This is a genomic window from Enterobacter sp. WCHEn045836 (assembly GCF_003965585.1).
Taxonomy (GTDB): domain Bacteria; phylum Pseudomonadota; class Gammaproteobacteria; order Enterobacterales; family Enterobacteriaceae; genus Enterobacter; species Enterobacter dissolvens.
Genome location: NZ_RXPT01000009.1, coordinates 79246 through 95000, shown reverse-complemented (window position 1 = coordinate 95000; position 15755 = coordinate 79246). Strand labels below are relative to the sequence as shown.

13 protein-coding genes are annotated in these 15755 nt (G+C 55.9%); 4 read left to right on the top strand and 9 right to left on the bottom strand.

The features are described 5' to 3' along the window. Positions 1-31: 31 nt before the first annotated feature. Entirely contained in the window at positions 32-1105 is a 1074-nt protein-coding gene (ompC, locus tag EKN38_RS13560) for a porin OmpC (protein ID WP_014832023.1), read from the bottom strand. A 627-nt stretch (positions 1106-1732) separates the two neighbouring features. Then, the gene (gene yddG, locus EKN38_RS13555; RefSeq protein ID WP_014832022.1) at positions 1733-2611 is read right to left on the bottom strand and encodes an aromatic amino acid DMT transporter YddG; all 879 of its coding nucleotides are present in this window, start codon (positions 2609-2611) and stop codon (positions 1733-1735) included. 221 nt (positions 2612-2832) lie between these two features. Here yddG and fdnG point away from each other — a divergent pair, with 221 nt between their 5' ends. Genes fdnG through fdnI form a run of 3 tightly spaced genes read left to right on the top strand, consistent with a single transcriptional unit; the run spans position 2833 to position 7428 of the window. Continuing rightward, complete coding sequence (fdnG, locus tag EKN38_RS13550) at positions 2833-5880, top strand: formate dehydrogenase-N subunit alpha (protein ID WP_126522234.1); 3048 nt, start codon at positions 2833-2835, stop codon at positions 5878-5880. A gap of 11 nt (positions 5881-5891) precedes the next feature. Continuing rightward, positions 5892-6779, top strand: coding sequence for a formate dehydrogenase subunit beta (fdxH, locus tag EKN38_RS13545; protein ID WP_014832019.1), 888 nt, complete (start codon positions 5892-5894; stop codon positions 6777-6779). Beyond that, on the top strand, positions 6772-7428 hold the full coding sequence (gene fdnI, locus EKN38_RS13540; protein WP_014832018.1) for a formate dehydrogenase-N subunit gamma: 657 nt from the start codon (positions 6772-6774) through the stop codon (positions 7426-7428). Before fdxH ends, fdnI begins: the two co-directional genes overlap by 8 nt. 161 nt (positions 7429-7589) lie before the next feature. On the opposite strand, the gene EKN38_RS26000 is transcribed toward fdnI, so the two are convergent. Together EKN38_RS26000 and ppk2 are read right to left on the bottom strand one after the other, a co-directional pair. Continuing rightward, positions 7590-7739 (bottom strand): CcdB family protein, encoded by a 150-nt coding sequence (locus EKN38_RS26000; RefSeq protein WP_229764300.1) that lies wholly within the window; start codon positions 7737-7739, stop codon positions 7590-7592. 357 nt (positions 7740-8096) lie between these two features. Continuing rightward, on the bottom strand, positions 8097-8915 hold the full coding sequence (gene ppk2 / locus EKN38_RS13525) for a polyphosphate kinase 2 (RefSeq protein WP_014832017.1): 819 nt from the start codon (positions 8913-8915) through the stop codon (positions 8097-8099). A 168-nt stretch (positions 8916-9083) separates the two neighbouring features. On the opposite strand from ppk2, the gene araJ reads away from it, so the two are divergent. After that, complete coding sequence (gene araJ, locus EKN38_RS13520; protein WP_014832016.1) at positions 9084-10259, top strand: MFS transporter AraJ; 1176 nt, start codon at positions 9084-9086, stop codon at positions 10257-10259. A gap of 6 nt (positions 10260-10265) precedes the next feature. Here the strand turns inward: araJ and EKN38_RS13515 are convergent, their stop codons facing one another. Genes EKN38_RS13515 through EKN38_RS13495 form a run of 5 tightly spaced genes read right to left on the bottom strand, consistent with a single transcriptional unit; the run spans position 10266 to position 15750 of the window. Further along, positions 10266-11357: an alkylhydroperoxidase domain protein gene (locus EKN38_RS13515; protein WP_014832015.1), complete on the bottom strand. Its 1092-nt coding sequence runs from the start codon at positions 11355-11357 to the stop codon at positions 10266-10268. Positions 11358-11367: 10 nt separating this feature from the next. Then, the gene (locus EKN38_RS13510) at positions 11368-12357 is read right to left on the bottom strand and encodes a putative FMN-dependent luciferase-like monooxygenase (protein ID WP_014832014.1); all 990 of its coding nucleotides are present in this window, start codon (positions 12355-12357) and stop codon (positions 11368-11370) included. Beyond that, positions 12354-13961 carry a dipeptide ABC transporter ATP-binding protein gene (locus EKN38_RS13505; RefSeq protein WP_050860645.1) on the bottom strand — a complete coding sequence of 536 codons (1608 nt, stop codon included), beginning with the start codon at positions 13959-13961 and terminating at the stop codon, positions 12354-12356. Before EKN38_RS13505 ends, EKN38_RS13510 begins: the two co-directional genes overlap by 4 nt. Continuing rightward, positions 13958-14809, bottom strand: coding sequence for an ABC transporter permease (locus tag EKN38_RS13500; protein WP_014832012.1), 852 nt, complete (start codon positions 14807-14809; stop codon positions 13958-13960). The genes EKN38_RS13505 and EKN38_RS13500 overlap by 4 nt, the downstream gene beginning before the upstream one ends. Further along, positions 14806-15750, bottom strand: coding sequence for an ABC transporter permease (locus EKN38_RS13495; protein ID WP_014832011.1), 945 nt, complete (start codon positions 15748-15750; stop codon positions 14806-14808). The genes EKN38_RS13500 and EKN38_RS13495 overlap by 4 nt, the downstream gene beginning before the upstream one ends. Positions 15751-15755 lie beyond the last annotated feature (5 nt).

Sequence of the window (15755 nt, the reverse complement as noted above, 5' to 3'; positions counted from 1 at the left end):
CGCGGGGGCTGGCTTTCTGGCGTGACAAATCTTAGAACTGGTAGGTCAGACCTACAGCAACGATATTGTCGGTAGCGATTTTAGCGTCTTTGGTGAACGCATTGTCGTCCAGCAGGTTGATTTTGTAATCAACATAGGTGGACATGTTTTTGTTGAAGTAGTAGCTCGCGCCAACGTCAACGTATTCCACCAGATCCTGGTCGCCGTAAGAACCGATGTCTTTACCTTTGGATTTCAGGTAAGCGATGGATGGACGCAGGCCGAAGTCGAACTGGTACTGAGCCACAACTTCGAAGTTCTGTGCTTTGTTCGCAACGTGGCCGTCACCGAAAGCCGTCATGTTGCGGGTTTCAGAGTAGGTGGTTGCCAGGTAGATGTTGTTCGCATCGTACTTCAGACCAGCTGCCCACACTTCTGCGTTCTCGCCACCGGCGTTCAGGTTGCTTGCTGCACGAACCTGACGGTCAGTACGGTCAGATTTCGCGTAGGTCGCACCTGCAGCAAAGCCGTCGAATTCATAGGTAGAAGAGAGACCCCAGCCGTCACCGTTAGATTCGGTGATGTCGTTACGGTCGTTTTTACCCTGGTACTGAGCGGCAACGTTCAGACCGTCAACCAGACCGAAGAAATCGGTGTTACGGTAAGTCGCTACGCCAGTTGTACGGCCAGTCATAAAGCCATCAGTCTGGGTCCAGGTATCGCCACCGAACTCAGGCAGAACGTCAGTCCATGCGCCGATGTCGTATGCCACGCCGTAGTTACGGCCGTAGTCGAAGGAACCGAATTCGTTGAATTTCAGACCTGCGAACGCCAGACGCGTTTTGTTACCGTCAGCACCCTGGGATTCAGAGCGGTTGCCCTTGAACTCATATTCCCACTGGCCGTAACCGGTCATCTGGTCGTTGATCTGAGTTTCGCCTTTGAAGCCCAGACGAACGTAGGTTTTATCACCGTCGTTGTCAGTATCATCAGAGAAATAGTGCAGACCTGTGACTTTACCGTACAGATCCAGCTTGTTACCGTCTTTGTTAAAAACTTCAGCCGCGTTTACAACGCCTGCTGCCAACATGGAAGTGACCGCCACTGCAACTAATTTAAGTTTCATCTTAAATATTCCTTATAATTTTCTTGGGTATTTCCTGAACCATTTCGAACGATTTCTAAACGAGGCTGTTCGTCAATGGCAGACTATTTTTAAAAATCTTGTAGCCTGCTTTCAATAATAAGTTTCAAAATATTAAAGATAATTTCAATTAGTGTGATCGCGATCGGGTAAATTTCAGTCCGAATGAATGAATTGACTGGAATTCATTCAATTGGTGCGTATTTTTACGCCATATTGGTTGTGGGAGATATAATTATTAGCGACTTTATTTCAGAAGGGTAATAGTCGCTATTCCCGAGCTTTACTGGATTGGTTTGCAGGGATTTTATATTTATATCAATAGCTTGCCATGAGGAATGCTCGGTTAATATGAGGCTTTTGATTACATGTTTAGAAAGGGATTATTTGATTTTTTGCAATCCCCTGTGTGATTGTTTGGCCATTACTAATTACGTCGGGGTGTCAGTTTATGTCAATTATCAACATTCGCTCTTTACGAATAGCAGAGACTATAAACAGAATCTAAACCACTTTCTATTATTTTGCTAAAGAGTCTGATGGGTATCGCATTTTAAATTTATGTTAATTTTGTTGCCGGACTGTAATTTCCCCGGCATCAGAAAAGCCTTATTTCCGGGTGGCATACCAGCACAGCAGGGACCCGACAGAGACCATGATTGCGCCTTGCCAGAAAGAGAACGACAGCGGGGAGTTTAGCAACACTGCCGCCAGCGCAGCAGATAATACCGGAGTAAAATAGGACGCGGCCGCCAGCACCGTGACGTTACCGTGAAGAATACCGATATTCCACGACGCATAGCCAAATCCCAGCGCGACGCCGCACATGAGTAATTTCAACACCACCGGCACGCTGAAGACCATGTCCGGTTGATCGCTCAGGGCATATTTCACCCACAAACTCAGCGCGGTAAGCAACACAAAGAGCGTGATTCCGTTTTGTCCTTTGGCATATTTACTGGTTACCGTGCAGTACGCCGCCCAGATAAACGCGCCGGCAAATGCAAGGGCATAGCTGAGGGGGCTGGAGACAACATTGCGGATAATCTCATTCACCTGCAACCCCTGTTCGCCGCCCAATACCCAGCACACACCGAGTAAAGAGAGGGCTAAACCTGGGATCACCCACAGGGACGATTTCTGCCCGTTAAACAAAATGGCAAACACAATGGTCAGGCTCGGCCAGAGATAATTCACCATGCCGACTTCAATCGCCTGCGAACGCGTAGCGGCATAACCTAACGACAGCGCCAGGCAAATTTCGTAGCTGACAAACAGTATGCTACCGGCAATAAGATACCGGGGAGTGAAGCGCCGGATATCAGGAAAACCTACTGTCACCAGACAGAGTAAACCACTGACGGTATAAATCATGGCGGCGCCCCCCACCGGCCCAAGTCCCTCGCTCACGCTGCGAATCAGACCCACCATGGTGCTCCATAACACTATCGCCGCCAGTCCAGTCAGCGTTGCTCTTTTCCTGTCCATACCCTTGCCATCACGATAAAAACGAAAGGCAAAATTTATAGCATTAATCCCCTGACGGCTGCGAATTATTCTCTTAAGCCGTTAATCAAAAAGAGGTATTCAAAAGGGTGGTGGGTGACTATTAAGGGGGCGAACACCGGCGACCTTGATTTGACGCAAAAAAAACAGGGGCTTTGCTGTTAGTTTGCGGCGCGAAGTCTTATCCGTAAATGAGGACAAAAATGGACGTCAGCCGCAGACAATTTTTTAAAATCTGCGCGGGCGGTATGGCCGGAACAACAGCCGCGATGCTGGGATTCGCTCCCAAAATGGCGCTGGCTCAGGCACGCAACTATAAACTGCTGCGTGCCAAAGAGATCCGTAACACCTGCACATACTGCTCCGTGGGTTGTGGGCTTTTAATGTATAGCCTGGGCGATGGCGCGAAGAACGCCAGAGAGGCCATTTATCATATTGAAGGGGATCCGGACCATCCGGTGAGCCGTGGGGCACTCTGCCCGAAAGGGGCGGGACTGCTGGACTATGTTCACAGCGATAACCGTCTGCGCTATCCGGAATACCGCGCGCCGGGCTCCGACAAATGGCAGCGTATTTCCTGGGATGACGCCTTCTCCCGGATTGCCAGACTGATGAAAGCCGACCGCGACGCCAACTTCATCGAGAAAAACGCGCAGGGCGTGACGGTGAACCGTTGGCTCTCTACCGGCATGCTGTGCGCCTCGGCGGCCAGCAATGAAACCGGCATGCTGACGCAAAAATTTGTTCGCTCCCTCGGGATGCTGGCGGTAGACAACCAGGCACGCGTCTGACACGGACCAACGGTAGCAAGTCTTGCTCCAACATTTGGTCGCGGTGCGATGACCAACCACTGGGTGGATATCAAAAACGCCAACGTCGTGATGGTGATGGGCGGTAACGCCGCCGAGGCCCATCCGGTGGGATTCCGCTGGGCGATGGAAGCGAAAAACAATAACGATGCGACGCTTATCGTCGTCGATCCACGCTTCACGCGTACGGCATCGGTGGCCGATATCTACGCGCCGATCCGCTCCGGAACCGACATAACGTTCCTGTCAGGCGTGCTGTTGTACCTGATCGAAAATAACAAAATTAACGCGGAATACGTTAAGCACTACACCAACGCGAACCTGCTGGTGCGGGATGATTTTGCCTTTGATGACGGGCTGTTTAGCGGCTATGACGCCGAAAAACGCCAGTACGATAAATCGTCCTGGAACTATCAGTTCGATGAAAACGGCTACGCGATGCGTGATGAAACGCTAACGCACCCGCGCTGCGTGTGGAATCTGCTGAAAGAGCATGTATCCCGCTATACGCCTGACGTGGTGGAAAACATCTGTGGTACGCCAAAAGCCGACTTCCTGAAAGTGTGTGAGGTGCTGGCCTCTACCAGTGCCGCCGACAGAACCACCACGTTCCTGTACGCGCTGGGCTGGACGCAGCACACCGTTGGTGCGCAGAACATCCGTACCATGGCGATGATCCAGCTGCTGCTCGGCAATATGGGCATGGCGGGAGGCGGGGTAAATGCCTTGCGCGGTCACTCCAACATCCAGGGCCTGACCGACCTCGGCCTGCTGTCGACCAGCCTGCCAGGCTACCTGACGCTACCGTCTGAGAAGCAGGCCGATCTGCAGACCTATCTCGCGGCGAATACGCCTAAGGCGACGCTGCCGGATCAGGTGAACTACTGGAGCAACTATCCGAAGTTCTACGTCAGCCTGATGAAATCCTTCTACGGTGATGCGGCGCAGAAGGAGAACGACTGGGGCTTTGAGTGGCTGCCTAAGTGGGACCAGGCCTACGACGTCATCAAGTATTTCAACATGATGGATAAGGGCAACGTCACGGGCTATATCTGCCAGGGCTTTAACCCGGTGGCGTCCTTCCCGGACAAAAACAAAGTGGTTCGCAGCCTGAGCAAGCTGAAGTACATGGTGGTTATCGATCCGCTGGTGACGGAAACGTCTAACTTCTGGCAGAACCACGGCGAGATGAATGATGTGGATCCCGCATCAATTCAGACCGAGGTCTTCCGCTTGCCGTCTACCTGTTTTGCCGAAGAAGACGGGTCGATCGCCAACTCCGGTCGCTGGTTACAGTGGCACTGGAAGGGGCAGGATGCGCCGGGTGAAGCGCGTAATGACGGTGAAATTCTGGCCGGGATTTACCATCGCCTGCGTGAGATGTACCGCACCGAAGGCGGCAAAGGCGCTGAACCGTTGCTGAAGATGCGCTGGAACTATAAGCAACCGGATCATCCTGAATCCGAAGAGGTGGCCAAAGAGAACAACGGCGTGGCGCTGGCCGATCTCTATGACGTCAACGGCAATCTGCTGGCGAAGAAAGGCCAGCTTCTGAACAGCTTTGCGCTGCTGCGCGATGACGGCACGACGGCGTCGTCCTGCTGGATCTACACCGGCAGCTGGACGGAGCAGGGTAACCAGATGGCCAACCGCGATAACGCCGACCCGTCCGGGCTGGGCAATACGCTGGGCTGGGCATGGGCGTGGCCGCTGAACCGTCGCGTGCTGTACAACCGTGCGTCGGCGGACGTAAACGGCAAGCCGTGGGATCCGAAACGTATGCTGATTCAGTGGAACGGGGCGAAGTGGGCGGGGAATGATATTCCTGACTTCAACACCGCGCCACCGGGCAGTGAGACCGGGCCGTTTATTATGCAGCCGGAGGGACTGGGACGCCTGTTTGCCCTCGACAAGCTGGCAGAAGGGCCATTCCCGGAACACTACGAGCCGATGGAAACGCCGCTCGGCACTAACCCGCTACACCCAAATGTTATCTCTAGTCCGGTCGTGCGTATCTACGCTGACGATGTGCTGCGTTTAGGCAAAAAGGACAAATTCCCGTATGTGGGAACCACCTATCGCCTGACGGAGCATTTCCACACCTGGACCAAGCACGCGCGGCTTAACGCCATCGCGCAGCCGGAACAGTTTGTGGAAATCAGCGAAACGCTGGCGAAGGCGAAAGGCATTGCCAACGGCGATCGCGTCACGGTCAGCAGCAAGCGCGGCTTTATTCGCGCCGTTGCCGTGGTCACTCGCCGCCTGCAGTCGCTGAACGTGCACGGTCAGCAGGTTGAAACCGTGGGTATTCCGCTGCACTGGGGCTTTGAGGGCGTGGCGCAGAAAGGCTACATCGCCAACACCCTGACGCCTAACGTCGGCGATTCCAACTCGCAAACGCCAGAGTACAAGGCGTTTCTGGTCAACATCGAGAAAGCGTAAGGAGCGATTCAATGGCGATGGAAACACAAGACATTATTAAACGCTCCGCGACCAACCCGATGACCCCCGCGCCTCGCGCGCGGGACTATAAGGCCGAGGTCGCCAAGCTTATCGACGTCTCGTCCTGCGTGGGCTGTAAAGCCTGCCAGGTGGCCTGCTCGGAGTGGAACGATATCCGCGATGAGGTGGGGCACTGCGTTGGGGTCTACGACAATCCGGCGGATCTGAGCGCCAAATCCTGGACGGTGATGCGTTTTAGCGAAACCGACCAGAACGGCAGGCTGGAATGGCTGATCCGCAAAGACGGCTGTATGCACTGCGAAGATCCGGGCTGCCTCAAGGCCTGCCCGTCTGCAGGCGCCATCATCCAGTATGCGAACGGGATCGTCGACTTCCAGCAGGATAACTGTATCGGCTGTGGGTACTGCATTGCGGGTTGCCCGTTTAACATCCCGCGCCTCAATAAAGAGGATAACCGGGTATACAAATGCACCCTGTGCGTGGACCGCGTCAGCGTCGGACAGGAGCCTGCCTGCGTCAAGACCTGTCCCACCGGCGCTATCCACTTCGGCACCAAGAAAGAGATGCTGGAGGTGGCGCAGCAGCGCGTGGACAAACTGAACGCGCGCGGCTACGACAAGGCGGGCATTTACAACCCGCAGGGGGTGGGCGGTACGCACGTGATGTACGTTCTGCATCACAATGACCAGCCGGAGCTGTACCACAATCTGCCGAAAGATCCGGCGATCGATACTTCGATCAACCTGTGGAAAGGGGCGCTCAAACCGCTCTCGGCGGCGGGTTTTATCGCCACTTTTGCCGGGCTGATTTATCACTACATCGGTATCGGGCCGAATAAAGAGGTGGATGACGACGAGGAGGAGGAACACCATGAGTAAGTCGAAAATGATTGTGCGCACGAAGTTTATCGACCGCGCCTGTCACTGGACGGTGGTGATCTGCTTCTTCCTGGTGGCTGTATCCGGGATCTCGTTTTTCTTCCCGACACTGCAGTGGCTGACCGAAACCTTCGGCACGCCGCAGATGGGGCGTATTCTGCACCCGTTTTTTGGCGTACTGATTTTTGTGGTGCTGATGTTTATGTTTGTGCGTTTCGTCCATCACAATATCCCGGACAAACAGGATATTCCCTGGCTGAAGGGCATTATTGAAGTCCTGAAGGGGAACGAACATAAAGTCGCGAAAGTCGGAAAATACAATGCCGGACAGAAGATGATGTTCTGGAGCATCATGAGCATGATTTTCGTCCTGCTGGTGACCGGTGTGATCATCTGGCGTCCTTATTTTGCGCAGTACTTCCCGATGCAGGTCATCCGCTACGCGCTGCTCATCCACGCCACGTCGGCCATCATTCTGATCCATGCCATTCTGATCCATATGTATATGGCCTTCTGGGTGAAAGGGTCGATTAAAGGGATGATTGAAGGGAAGGTGAGCCGCCGCTGGGCGCAGAAACATCACCCACGCTGGTACCGGGAAGTGGAGCGGCAGGAAGCCAAACAGGAGAGTACGGAAGGGATGAAGTAAAACGTCCTGCGCCGTCGGCTTTGCCCGGCGGCGCTTCGCTTGCGCGGGCCTACGTTATGTATTTGTCACTAACGCATCTATCGCCGCAATCACGGTACTTCTTGCGCTGCGAAGATTGCATACATAGTTTTTATTATTTAATCTCTTTTTCTCTACGTGTATTATACCAGCGGTATTGAGAAAAATCTCTCAAATTCAATATTCACTAATGGTGCGGCGGAGTTGTAATGCCCATGTAAATTATTTTGATAGCTCAAAGGAACAATCAGTCTCGTTGATAAATCATCATAATAGTCATGCTGAATTATCATAAAATAAGGCTGATACTCGCGCGTCTTGTCTGATGGGTTACGATAAACATCGAACTGAAAGCACATCAAAGCCCTCCAAAATAAGGGTCATCTGATAATAATCCCGCTTTAGCAGTAAATTCATTCATAGCTTTTATGAATTCCTGATCCTGATGGCGCTGGCGTCTGCGCTCCTCTGGGGGTAACGCCTGGCGCGGTATCGTCTCAGCCCGGGTCGGTCTGCCACTGCAATTTCCTGTTCGGCTTGGTTTCATTTTTACCCTCCTTTGTTGGTGCGGTCATTATCAACCGCAGCCAACAAAAAACAATACCGTAACCCCTGGTAATCTACATTCTGCGAGCCGTCTTCCAGTAATGTCAGAATTTCTCTTCAATATACCTGAAAGGATATTTTGTCGGTTTGACTTTGCCAATTTTTCGCTTCGGCAAATCCACTTTTTCAACGTGAAGTTCTTTATAGGGGATCTGCGAAAGCAGATGGGAGATAATATTCAACCGCACGCGTTTTTTATCTTCCGAGCGCGCCACAAACCATGGTGCCCAGGCGGTGTCCGTGGAGGCAAACATGGCATCCCGCGCTACGGTGTATTCATCCCATAAATTGAACGATTTGATATCCATAGGCGATAATTTCCAGATCTTGCGGCCATCGTTAATGCGATCGCGTAGCCTGCGTTCCTGCTCTTTCGGCGTCACTTCAAGCCAGTATTTCAGCAAAATGATCCCGGCATCCACCATCGCTTTTTCCATAACCGGTGCGCCATCAAGAAACTTTTCAACCTGTTCCGGCGTGCAGAACCCCATCACCCGTTCAACGCCTGCGCGGTTGTACCAGCTGCGGTCAAATATGACGATTTCACCGGCAGCGGGCAGGTGCGGGACGTAGCGCTGGAAATAAAGCTGCGTTTTCTCTTTCTCAGTGGGCGCAGGCAGCGCGACAACGCGGAATACGCGCGGGCTGACGCGCTCGGTGATCGCTTTGATAGTGCCGCCTTTACCGGCGCCGTCGCGCCCCTCGAACACGATGCAGACTTTCAATCCTTTAGCGACCACCCATTGCTGGAGCTTAACCAGCTCAACGTGAAGGCGGCGTAGCTCTTTTTCATACTCTTTGGTTTTCAGAGGAGCATTCTTAACGACATCAACAGCGACACTGGTTTTCTTTTTGCTTACCATGATTGTCATCCTCAGGTTGTCCGGTCGCGGGGAAGAAGCGAGGCCGCATTAAGAAGTGTAATCCACCTGAATTAATGGATTAACGTGTCAGCCTGCCGATTTGAACTGGCTCACCATACAAGATTATTCAATAATGCCAGCTGCGAATTTTTCACACGTGGTTGTGGTATGAAAAAGACAATTTTCTCGTTAGCCCTCGGCACGTTTGGCCTCGGCATGGCTGAATTTGGCATTATGGGTGTCTTAACCGAACTGGCGCATGACACCGGCATTACCATTCCCGCCGCCGGGAATATGATCTCGTTTTATGCCTTTGGCGTGGTGATTGGCGCGCCGATAGTGGCGCTGTTTTCCAGTAAATTCTCGTTAAAAACCACGTTGCTATTTCTGGTTGCCCTGTGTGCGGTGGGCAACGCGATATTTACCTTTTCCACATCCTACTTGTGGCTGGCGGCAGGGCGCTTAATTTCGGGGTTCCCGCACGGTACAATTTTCGGCGTGGGGGCGATTATCCTCTCGAAAATAGCGCCACCGGGGAAGGTGACGGTGGCCGTGTCGGGGATGATCGCCGGGATGACCGTGGCGAATCTGGTGGGGGTACCGTTTGGAACCTGGCTGGGGCACGCGTTCAACTGGCGCTACACCTTTTTCCTGATTGCCCTGTTTGACGCGCTGGTGATCCTCTCGGTACTGGTGTGGGTGCCGAACATTCATGACGCATCAGAAATAAAACTCACCGAGCAGTTTCACTTTCTCAAAAAACCGGAGCCGTGGCTGATCTTCGCCGCCACCATGTTTGGCAACGCTGGCGTTTTTGCGTGGTTCAGTTTTGTGAAGCCGTTTATGGTCAATGTCTCTGGCTTCTCCGAGGGGTTGATGACGATCATCATGATGTTGATGGGCCTGGGTATGGTGCTGGGTAACCTGCTGAGCGGGAAACTATCGGGTCGTTACAGTCCGCTGCGTATTGCAGCCACGACCGATATGGTGATTGTCGCCTCGCTGTTATTGCTTTTCGCCTTTGGCGAACAGAAAACCGCGTCGCTGGTGATGGGGTTCATCTGCTGTGCCGGGCTGTTCGCACTCTCTGCACCGCTGCAAATTCTGCTGCTGCAAAATGCGAAAGGAGGGGAAATGCTGGGGGCCGCAGGCGGACAGATGGCGTTTAATCTGGGCAGCGCGATTGGCGCGTATTTTGGCGGGATGATGATTACGCTCGGGTTTAGCTGGAGCTATGTCACGCTGCCGGCGGCGATGTTATCCTTCTCGGCCATGAGCGCGCTGTTGATCTACGGCCATCTGCGTGCCCGTCGGGCTCAGGCTAACGCTCGCGCGCTAGCCTGATTGCATTCAGGCCAGCCAGGGTTCGCCCAGGGTCAGCATCAGGCGGTTGGCCCAGGCGAAGAATGCCGCCGATTGAACCAGATCGAGTTGCGACAGCGTATCCAGCCCTTCCTTTTCCAGCGACGCCAGATGATGCGGCGTGGCGGCTGGCGGCGTGACTGACAGCGCTGCCGCAAAATTGATTTCCGCCTGCCAGCGCGCAGACTGCCCCTCACTCAAGGATTGGCCTGGACGAACCGCCAGAAGCGCCTCTACCGCCGGATCATCCTTAGACAGCTGGCTGGCTTTCCGCGCATGGACAGATGCGCAGTAGATGCAGCCGTTAATTTTACTGGTCACCGTGGCGGCCAGCTCGCGCTCGGCACGTGGTAAACCGCCCGGGGTGTAAAAAATCCCTTTATCCGTTAACGTACGTTGCTCAAGCACCGGCAGGTTGCGTCCCAGCAGGCGGAAATAGTCCGATTCGGTATGACCAAATTTCGTTAAAATGGCGACCTCATCGTCACGAAACTCCGCCAGCGGTTTGGCGGCGATCCACGGTTCCCAGCCCAGCTCCTGTTGGGTGAAGACGACAGGGGCGGTTTTACCCGTGGCCGTTTTTGTGCGGGTGTGCCAGATACCCGCAGCCACCGGGGTATCGCTGGAGGCGACCGGTTTATCGTTCAGCAAACGCAGCCCGACAATAAGCCGGCTCTGGAAGCTGACAAAAGCGATCAGCTGCGCCAGCGTGACAATGCCTTCTTTGCTCCATCCCGCCTGCGTAAGGGGCTGTAATGCGCCAGGTGAGGCTTCGACCGGTGAGAACGTCAGTAGCCGCGCGAAATTCAGCGCTGGGGTCAGGCGTTCAGAGGTCGGATCCGCCAGGCCAAATCCGGCATAGTGTGCGGCTAATGCCTCTGCGTTGTGCCATCTGGCGACTTTTGCCGCCACGGCAAAACGCTCCTCCAGCGTAAAATCACTCTCCTGCTGACTAAACAGAACCTCGTAGCTGCCCTGGGCGTGACGCGTCGCGGCGTCGCGAATGGCACGCGCCTCTGCGAGGGGGGAGCCGGGTTTAATCTCCGCCAGCTCGGCGAGAATGTCCTGACTTAATGACATAGGTATCTCCTCAAAGAATGTGGGGGGCGATATGTTCTGCAATCAGTTCAATCGAGCGCAGGGTGTCGCGGTGAGAGGGCTCGACCGAATGCACCTGAAACGAGATGTCCGTGGCGCGCGTCAGAATGGAATCAGCCTTCAGCGAACGCAGCACTGTCTCCGGTGAGCCAATATGGGCGTCAAACTGGCGACGATAATCAGTGACAGTGTCACCTTTTACAGTGTACCCGGCACGCTGATGCTGCTGCGCCTGTTTCGTTAAGCCCGGCGTGGCGACTTTCAGGGCATATTCGTCGCTGTCGGCGACGAACGCGGTTCGGGAGGCCAGAATACGTGGCGCAATCCCCGCCGGAAGCGCATCAAGATAGGCATCGACAATCGGGTTTTGGATCTCGTCGAGCGTCAAATCCGGTTGTCCTGCCGGACGCGGCTGAGTGCGGGAGAGCATCAGGCCATGTCCGGCCTGCGCGGCGCGAACGGCCCCCTCCACAGAGAAGGTGGCAATCCAGATACGCTGTGCCAGCTGCGGGGCCGGGGGATAAAGATGATTGTCAGGATGAACGAGCGAATCGCCGCGCCAGGCACTTTGGATCACGTGCAGATGGTCGGCAAACGCCGCGCCGCGTTCCTCAAACGTGAGGCCGAATGGCAGAAATGACGTTGGCGTACCGCCCGATCCGAAGCCAATCTCCAGGCGTCCGTTGGCCAGCAGATCCAGCACGGCTGCGTCTTCCGCCACGCGCAGCGGGTTTTCCATCGGCAGGGTGATGATGGCCGTGCCCAGGCGAATGGATTCGGTGTGCGCCGCCACATGAGCCAGAAACAGCAGCGGCGACGGCAGACCGCCTTCCTGTTCATGGAAGTGATGCTGCGCAATCCAGGCGCTGTCAAAACCGTAACGCTCGGCGTGACGGATCTGTTCCGTTGCCAGACGATAGCGCTCCTTCGGGGTGGCATCATCAAGCAGACGGGTGAAAAATCCCAGGCGTTTTCGCGTCATGCGAACTCCTCCGTAACGGGTGAAAAATGGGGGATAGCGTCAATCAGTTCACGCGTATAGCTGTTCTGCGGCGAGGCGAATAAGCGCTCCACATCACCCTGTTCCACAACCTGGCCGCTGCGCAGCACCGTAACGCTGTGGGCGATGCGGCGTACTGTCGCCAGGTCGTGTGTGATAAAGAGGTAGGTCAGCCCCAGCTGCTGTTGCAGTTGCTGCAGAAGTGCCAGAATTTGCGCCTGCACGGTGACATCCAGCGCCGAGGTGGCTTCATCCAGAACCAGAATGGTGGGTTGCAGGATCAACGCCCGGGCAATCGCCACGCGCTGGCGTTGCCCGCCAGAGAGCTCCCGGGCGGTTCGGGTTAATATCTCCACGGGCAGCGCCACCCGCTGCGCCACCGTCTCAACCCGGTCTTTACGCTCTGCTTTGCTGATGCGGGCGAAGTTTTTCAGCGGCTCTTCAATGATCTCAAATAGCGTCTGGCGCGGGTCGAGAGAGGCAAACGGGTTCTGGTAAACAAACTGGATTTTCTGGCGCAGCTGGCGGCGCGCCTCGCGGCTGAGCGTGGTGGCGTCAATGTCATCAATGATCACCCGGCCGCTGTCGGCCTGCTCAAACCCGAGCAAAATACGGGCGAGGGTGGTTTTCCCTGACCCCGACTCGCCCACCAGCGCATGCGTGCTACCGCGCCTGACGGTAAAGCTCACCTGATCCAGCGCCTGCAATTGTTGGCCCTTGCCCAGGGAAAACTGCTTGCTGATAGCCTGTGCACGGATGGCAGGCGAGGCCAGCGGGCGGCCAGAAACAGGGGCAATGGTTAACCGTTGTCCATGAAGATCGCTCAATAACTGGCGGGTATAGGCATGCTGTGGCGCACGAACGACGTCAGCAGTGGCGCCGTGCTCCTGAACTTCGCCGTGGCGAAACACCAGCAGCCTGTCGGCGCGCTCTGCGGCCAGCGCCAGGTCGTGGGTCACGAACAGCACGGCGGTGCCCGATTCCCGGCGCAGGCGATCCAGCAGATCCAGAATGCGCTTTTGCACCGTCACATCCAGCGCGCTGGTCGGCTCGTCGGCAATGATCACATCCGGTCGCAGGGCAATGGCGATGGCAATCAGCACGCGCTGTTTCATGCCGCCGGAGAGCTGATGAGGATACTGCTTCATACGTTGCCCGGGGTGGCTCAGCCCGACCTTTGTCAGCAGGGCAAGGACCTGCTCATCACGCTGTGCGGCCGTGACTTTTTGATGCAACTGCACAATTTCGCCCACCTGCGCGCCGATGGTCTTCACCGGGTTGAGTGAGTTTCCCGGATCTTGCGGAACGAGGCTGATCCGCGCCCCACGCAGGGTGTCGAGCCGTCTGGCTGACCACTGGCTTATCTCTTCGTTATTGAGCACAATCCTGCCGCTATCGCGCCGGGCGTTATCGGCCAGCAGACCAATAATCGCCTGCGCCGTGGTGGTTTTACCCGAACCGGATTCACCCACAAATGCCAGCATGTCACCCCGCTTCAGGGTAAAGCTGACGTTATGCACCACCTCCCGCCACTGGCGCGCGGTGCGATAGCTGATCGTCAGGTTTTCAACTGCGAGTACGGTCATGAACGGCCTCCGCTGAACTGTTGGCTGATACGGTTGGTGGCCAGCACGACGGCGATGACGACCACGCCAGGGAAGGTGGTTAACCACCAGGCAGTAGAGAGATAGTTGCGGCCTTCGGCAATCAACAGACCCCATTCCGGTACGGGCGGCGGGGTACCATAGCCGAGAAAACTGAGGGTGGAGAGCGCCAGAATCGCCTGACCGAACTGCAGGGTGGCGAACGCCAGAACGGCGGTCAGGGAGTTCGGCAGAATGTGACGCCACAGTACGGCCCAAAAGGTGCCGCCACTGCCATACGCGGCTTCAACGTAATCCGTATGGCGGATCCGCACCACTTCCCCCCGCGCCAGACGCGCGAAGCTGGCGACCGAGGCGACACCAACAGCAATGGCGGCGTTGACGGTGCCAAACCCGAGCAGAATGATTACCGTCAGAGAGAGCAGCAGGGAGGGAATCGACAGCAACACATCGACAAAACGCATCAGCAGGGACTCGACGCGCCCGGCAAACGCGCCGGCAATCACCCCCAGCCCGGTCCCCACCAGCAGCCCCAGGGTGACAGCCGCCAGCGCCGCGCTCAGGGAGTGAGACGCGCCGTACACAATGCGGGTGTAGACGTCACGACCCAGTTGATCGGTCCCCAGCCAGTGTCCTGCCTGCGGTGCCAGGCGTTGTGCCCCCGCGATGCCCTCAATCGGGTTATAGTGCGTAAACAGGCCGGGTGCCACGGCGGCTAACGCCGCGACAAGGATTGTTGCCCACGCCAGCCATAACCCCGGTTGCCACTGCAGCCCCTGCCATGTCGGGACGCGTTTTCGCGCCGCGGCGGCGTAATCGACCAGACTCATGATGCACCTCCGGTAACAGTTTGCAGACGGGGATCGAACAGCGGCATCAGCAGATCCACCAGCAGATTGATCAGCACAAACCCGAGGGCGGATATCATCACCACCGCCTGCAGAACGGCGATATCCTGGTTATTTACCGCCTGCTGGGTCAGTTGACCCAGACCACTGCGGCCAAAAACGGTTTCGGTGATCAGCGCCCCGGCAATCAGTTCACCCAGCAGCAATCCGGCGATATTCAGTACCGGTAGCAGGGCGTTGCCGGTGACGTGCCGCCACAGCACGGCGGTTTCACTTAACCCTTTGGTCCGGGCAACGGCCACAAACGGCTGCGCGGCCACCTGATCCAGGCTGCGCATAAGAATTTGCGCCAGCGGGGCAGAGATCGGGATGGCGACGGTGACGATCGGCAAAATCAGCCCCTGCAGCGGCGTCGGGTTAATCACCGGGATCAGCCGCAGTTGAAAAGAAAAGAGCTGGATGAGGGCAATCCCCAGCCAGAACGTTGGTAAGGAGATAAACAGGACCGGCAGGGACTGGATGAAATTGCTCAGCCAGCGCAGACCCGGCAGGCGTGAGGCAAAAGCCAGCGCAAACGCCAGCAGCACGGCCAGCGCAAAGGCGGGCAGGGCGAGGCTCAGCGTGTCCGGCAGGTTGCTGGCAATCAACTCACTCACCGGGACTCCGGCCTGGAGTGAATAACCAAAGTCCCCCCGCAGCATCGCCAGCAGCGTGTGGCCATATTGCTGCCACAGCGGACTATCGGCACCATACGCCACGCGCATCTCCTCGATTTGCGCCGGGCTCAGCCCCAGATCCGGGTTCTGAAATTTAATCAGCACCGCGTCACCCGGCAGCACCTGGAGCAACACGAATGAGAGGGTAAACGCAGCCCACAGTACCAGCAGCCCGTGACCAAAGCGTTGAAGAAGTGCGTGGCGCATCGTCA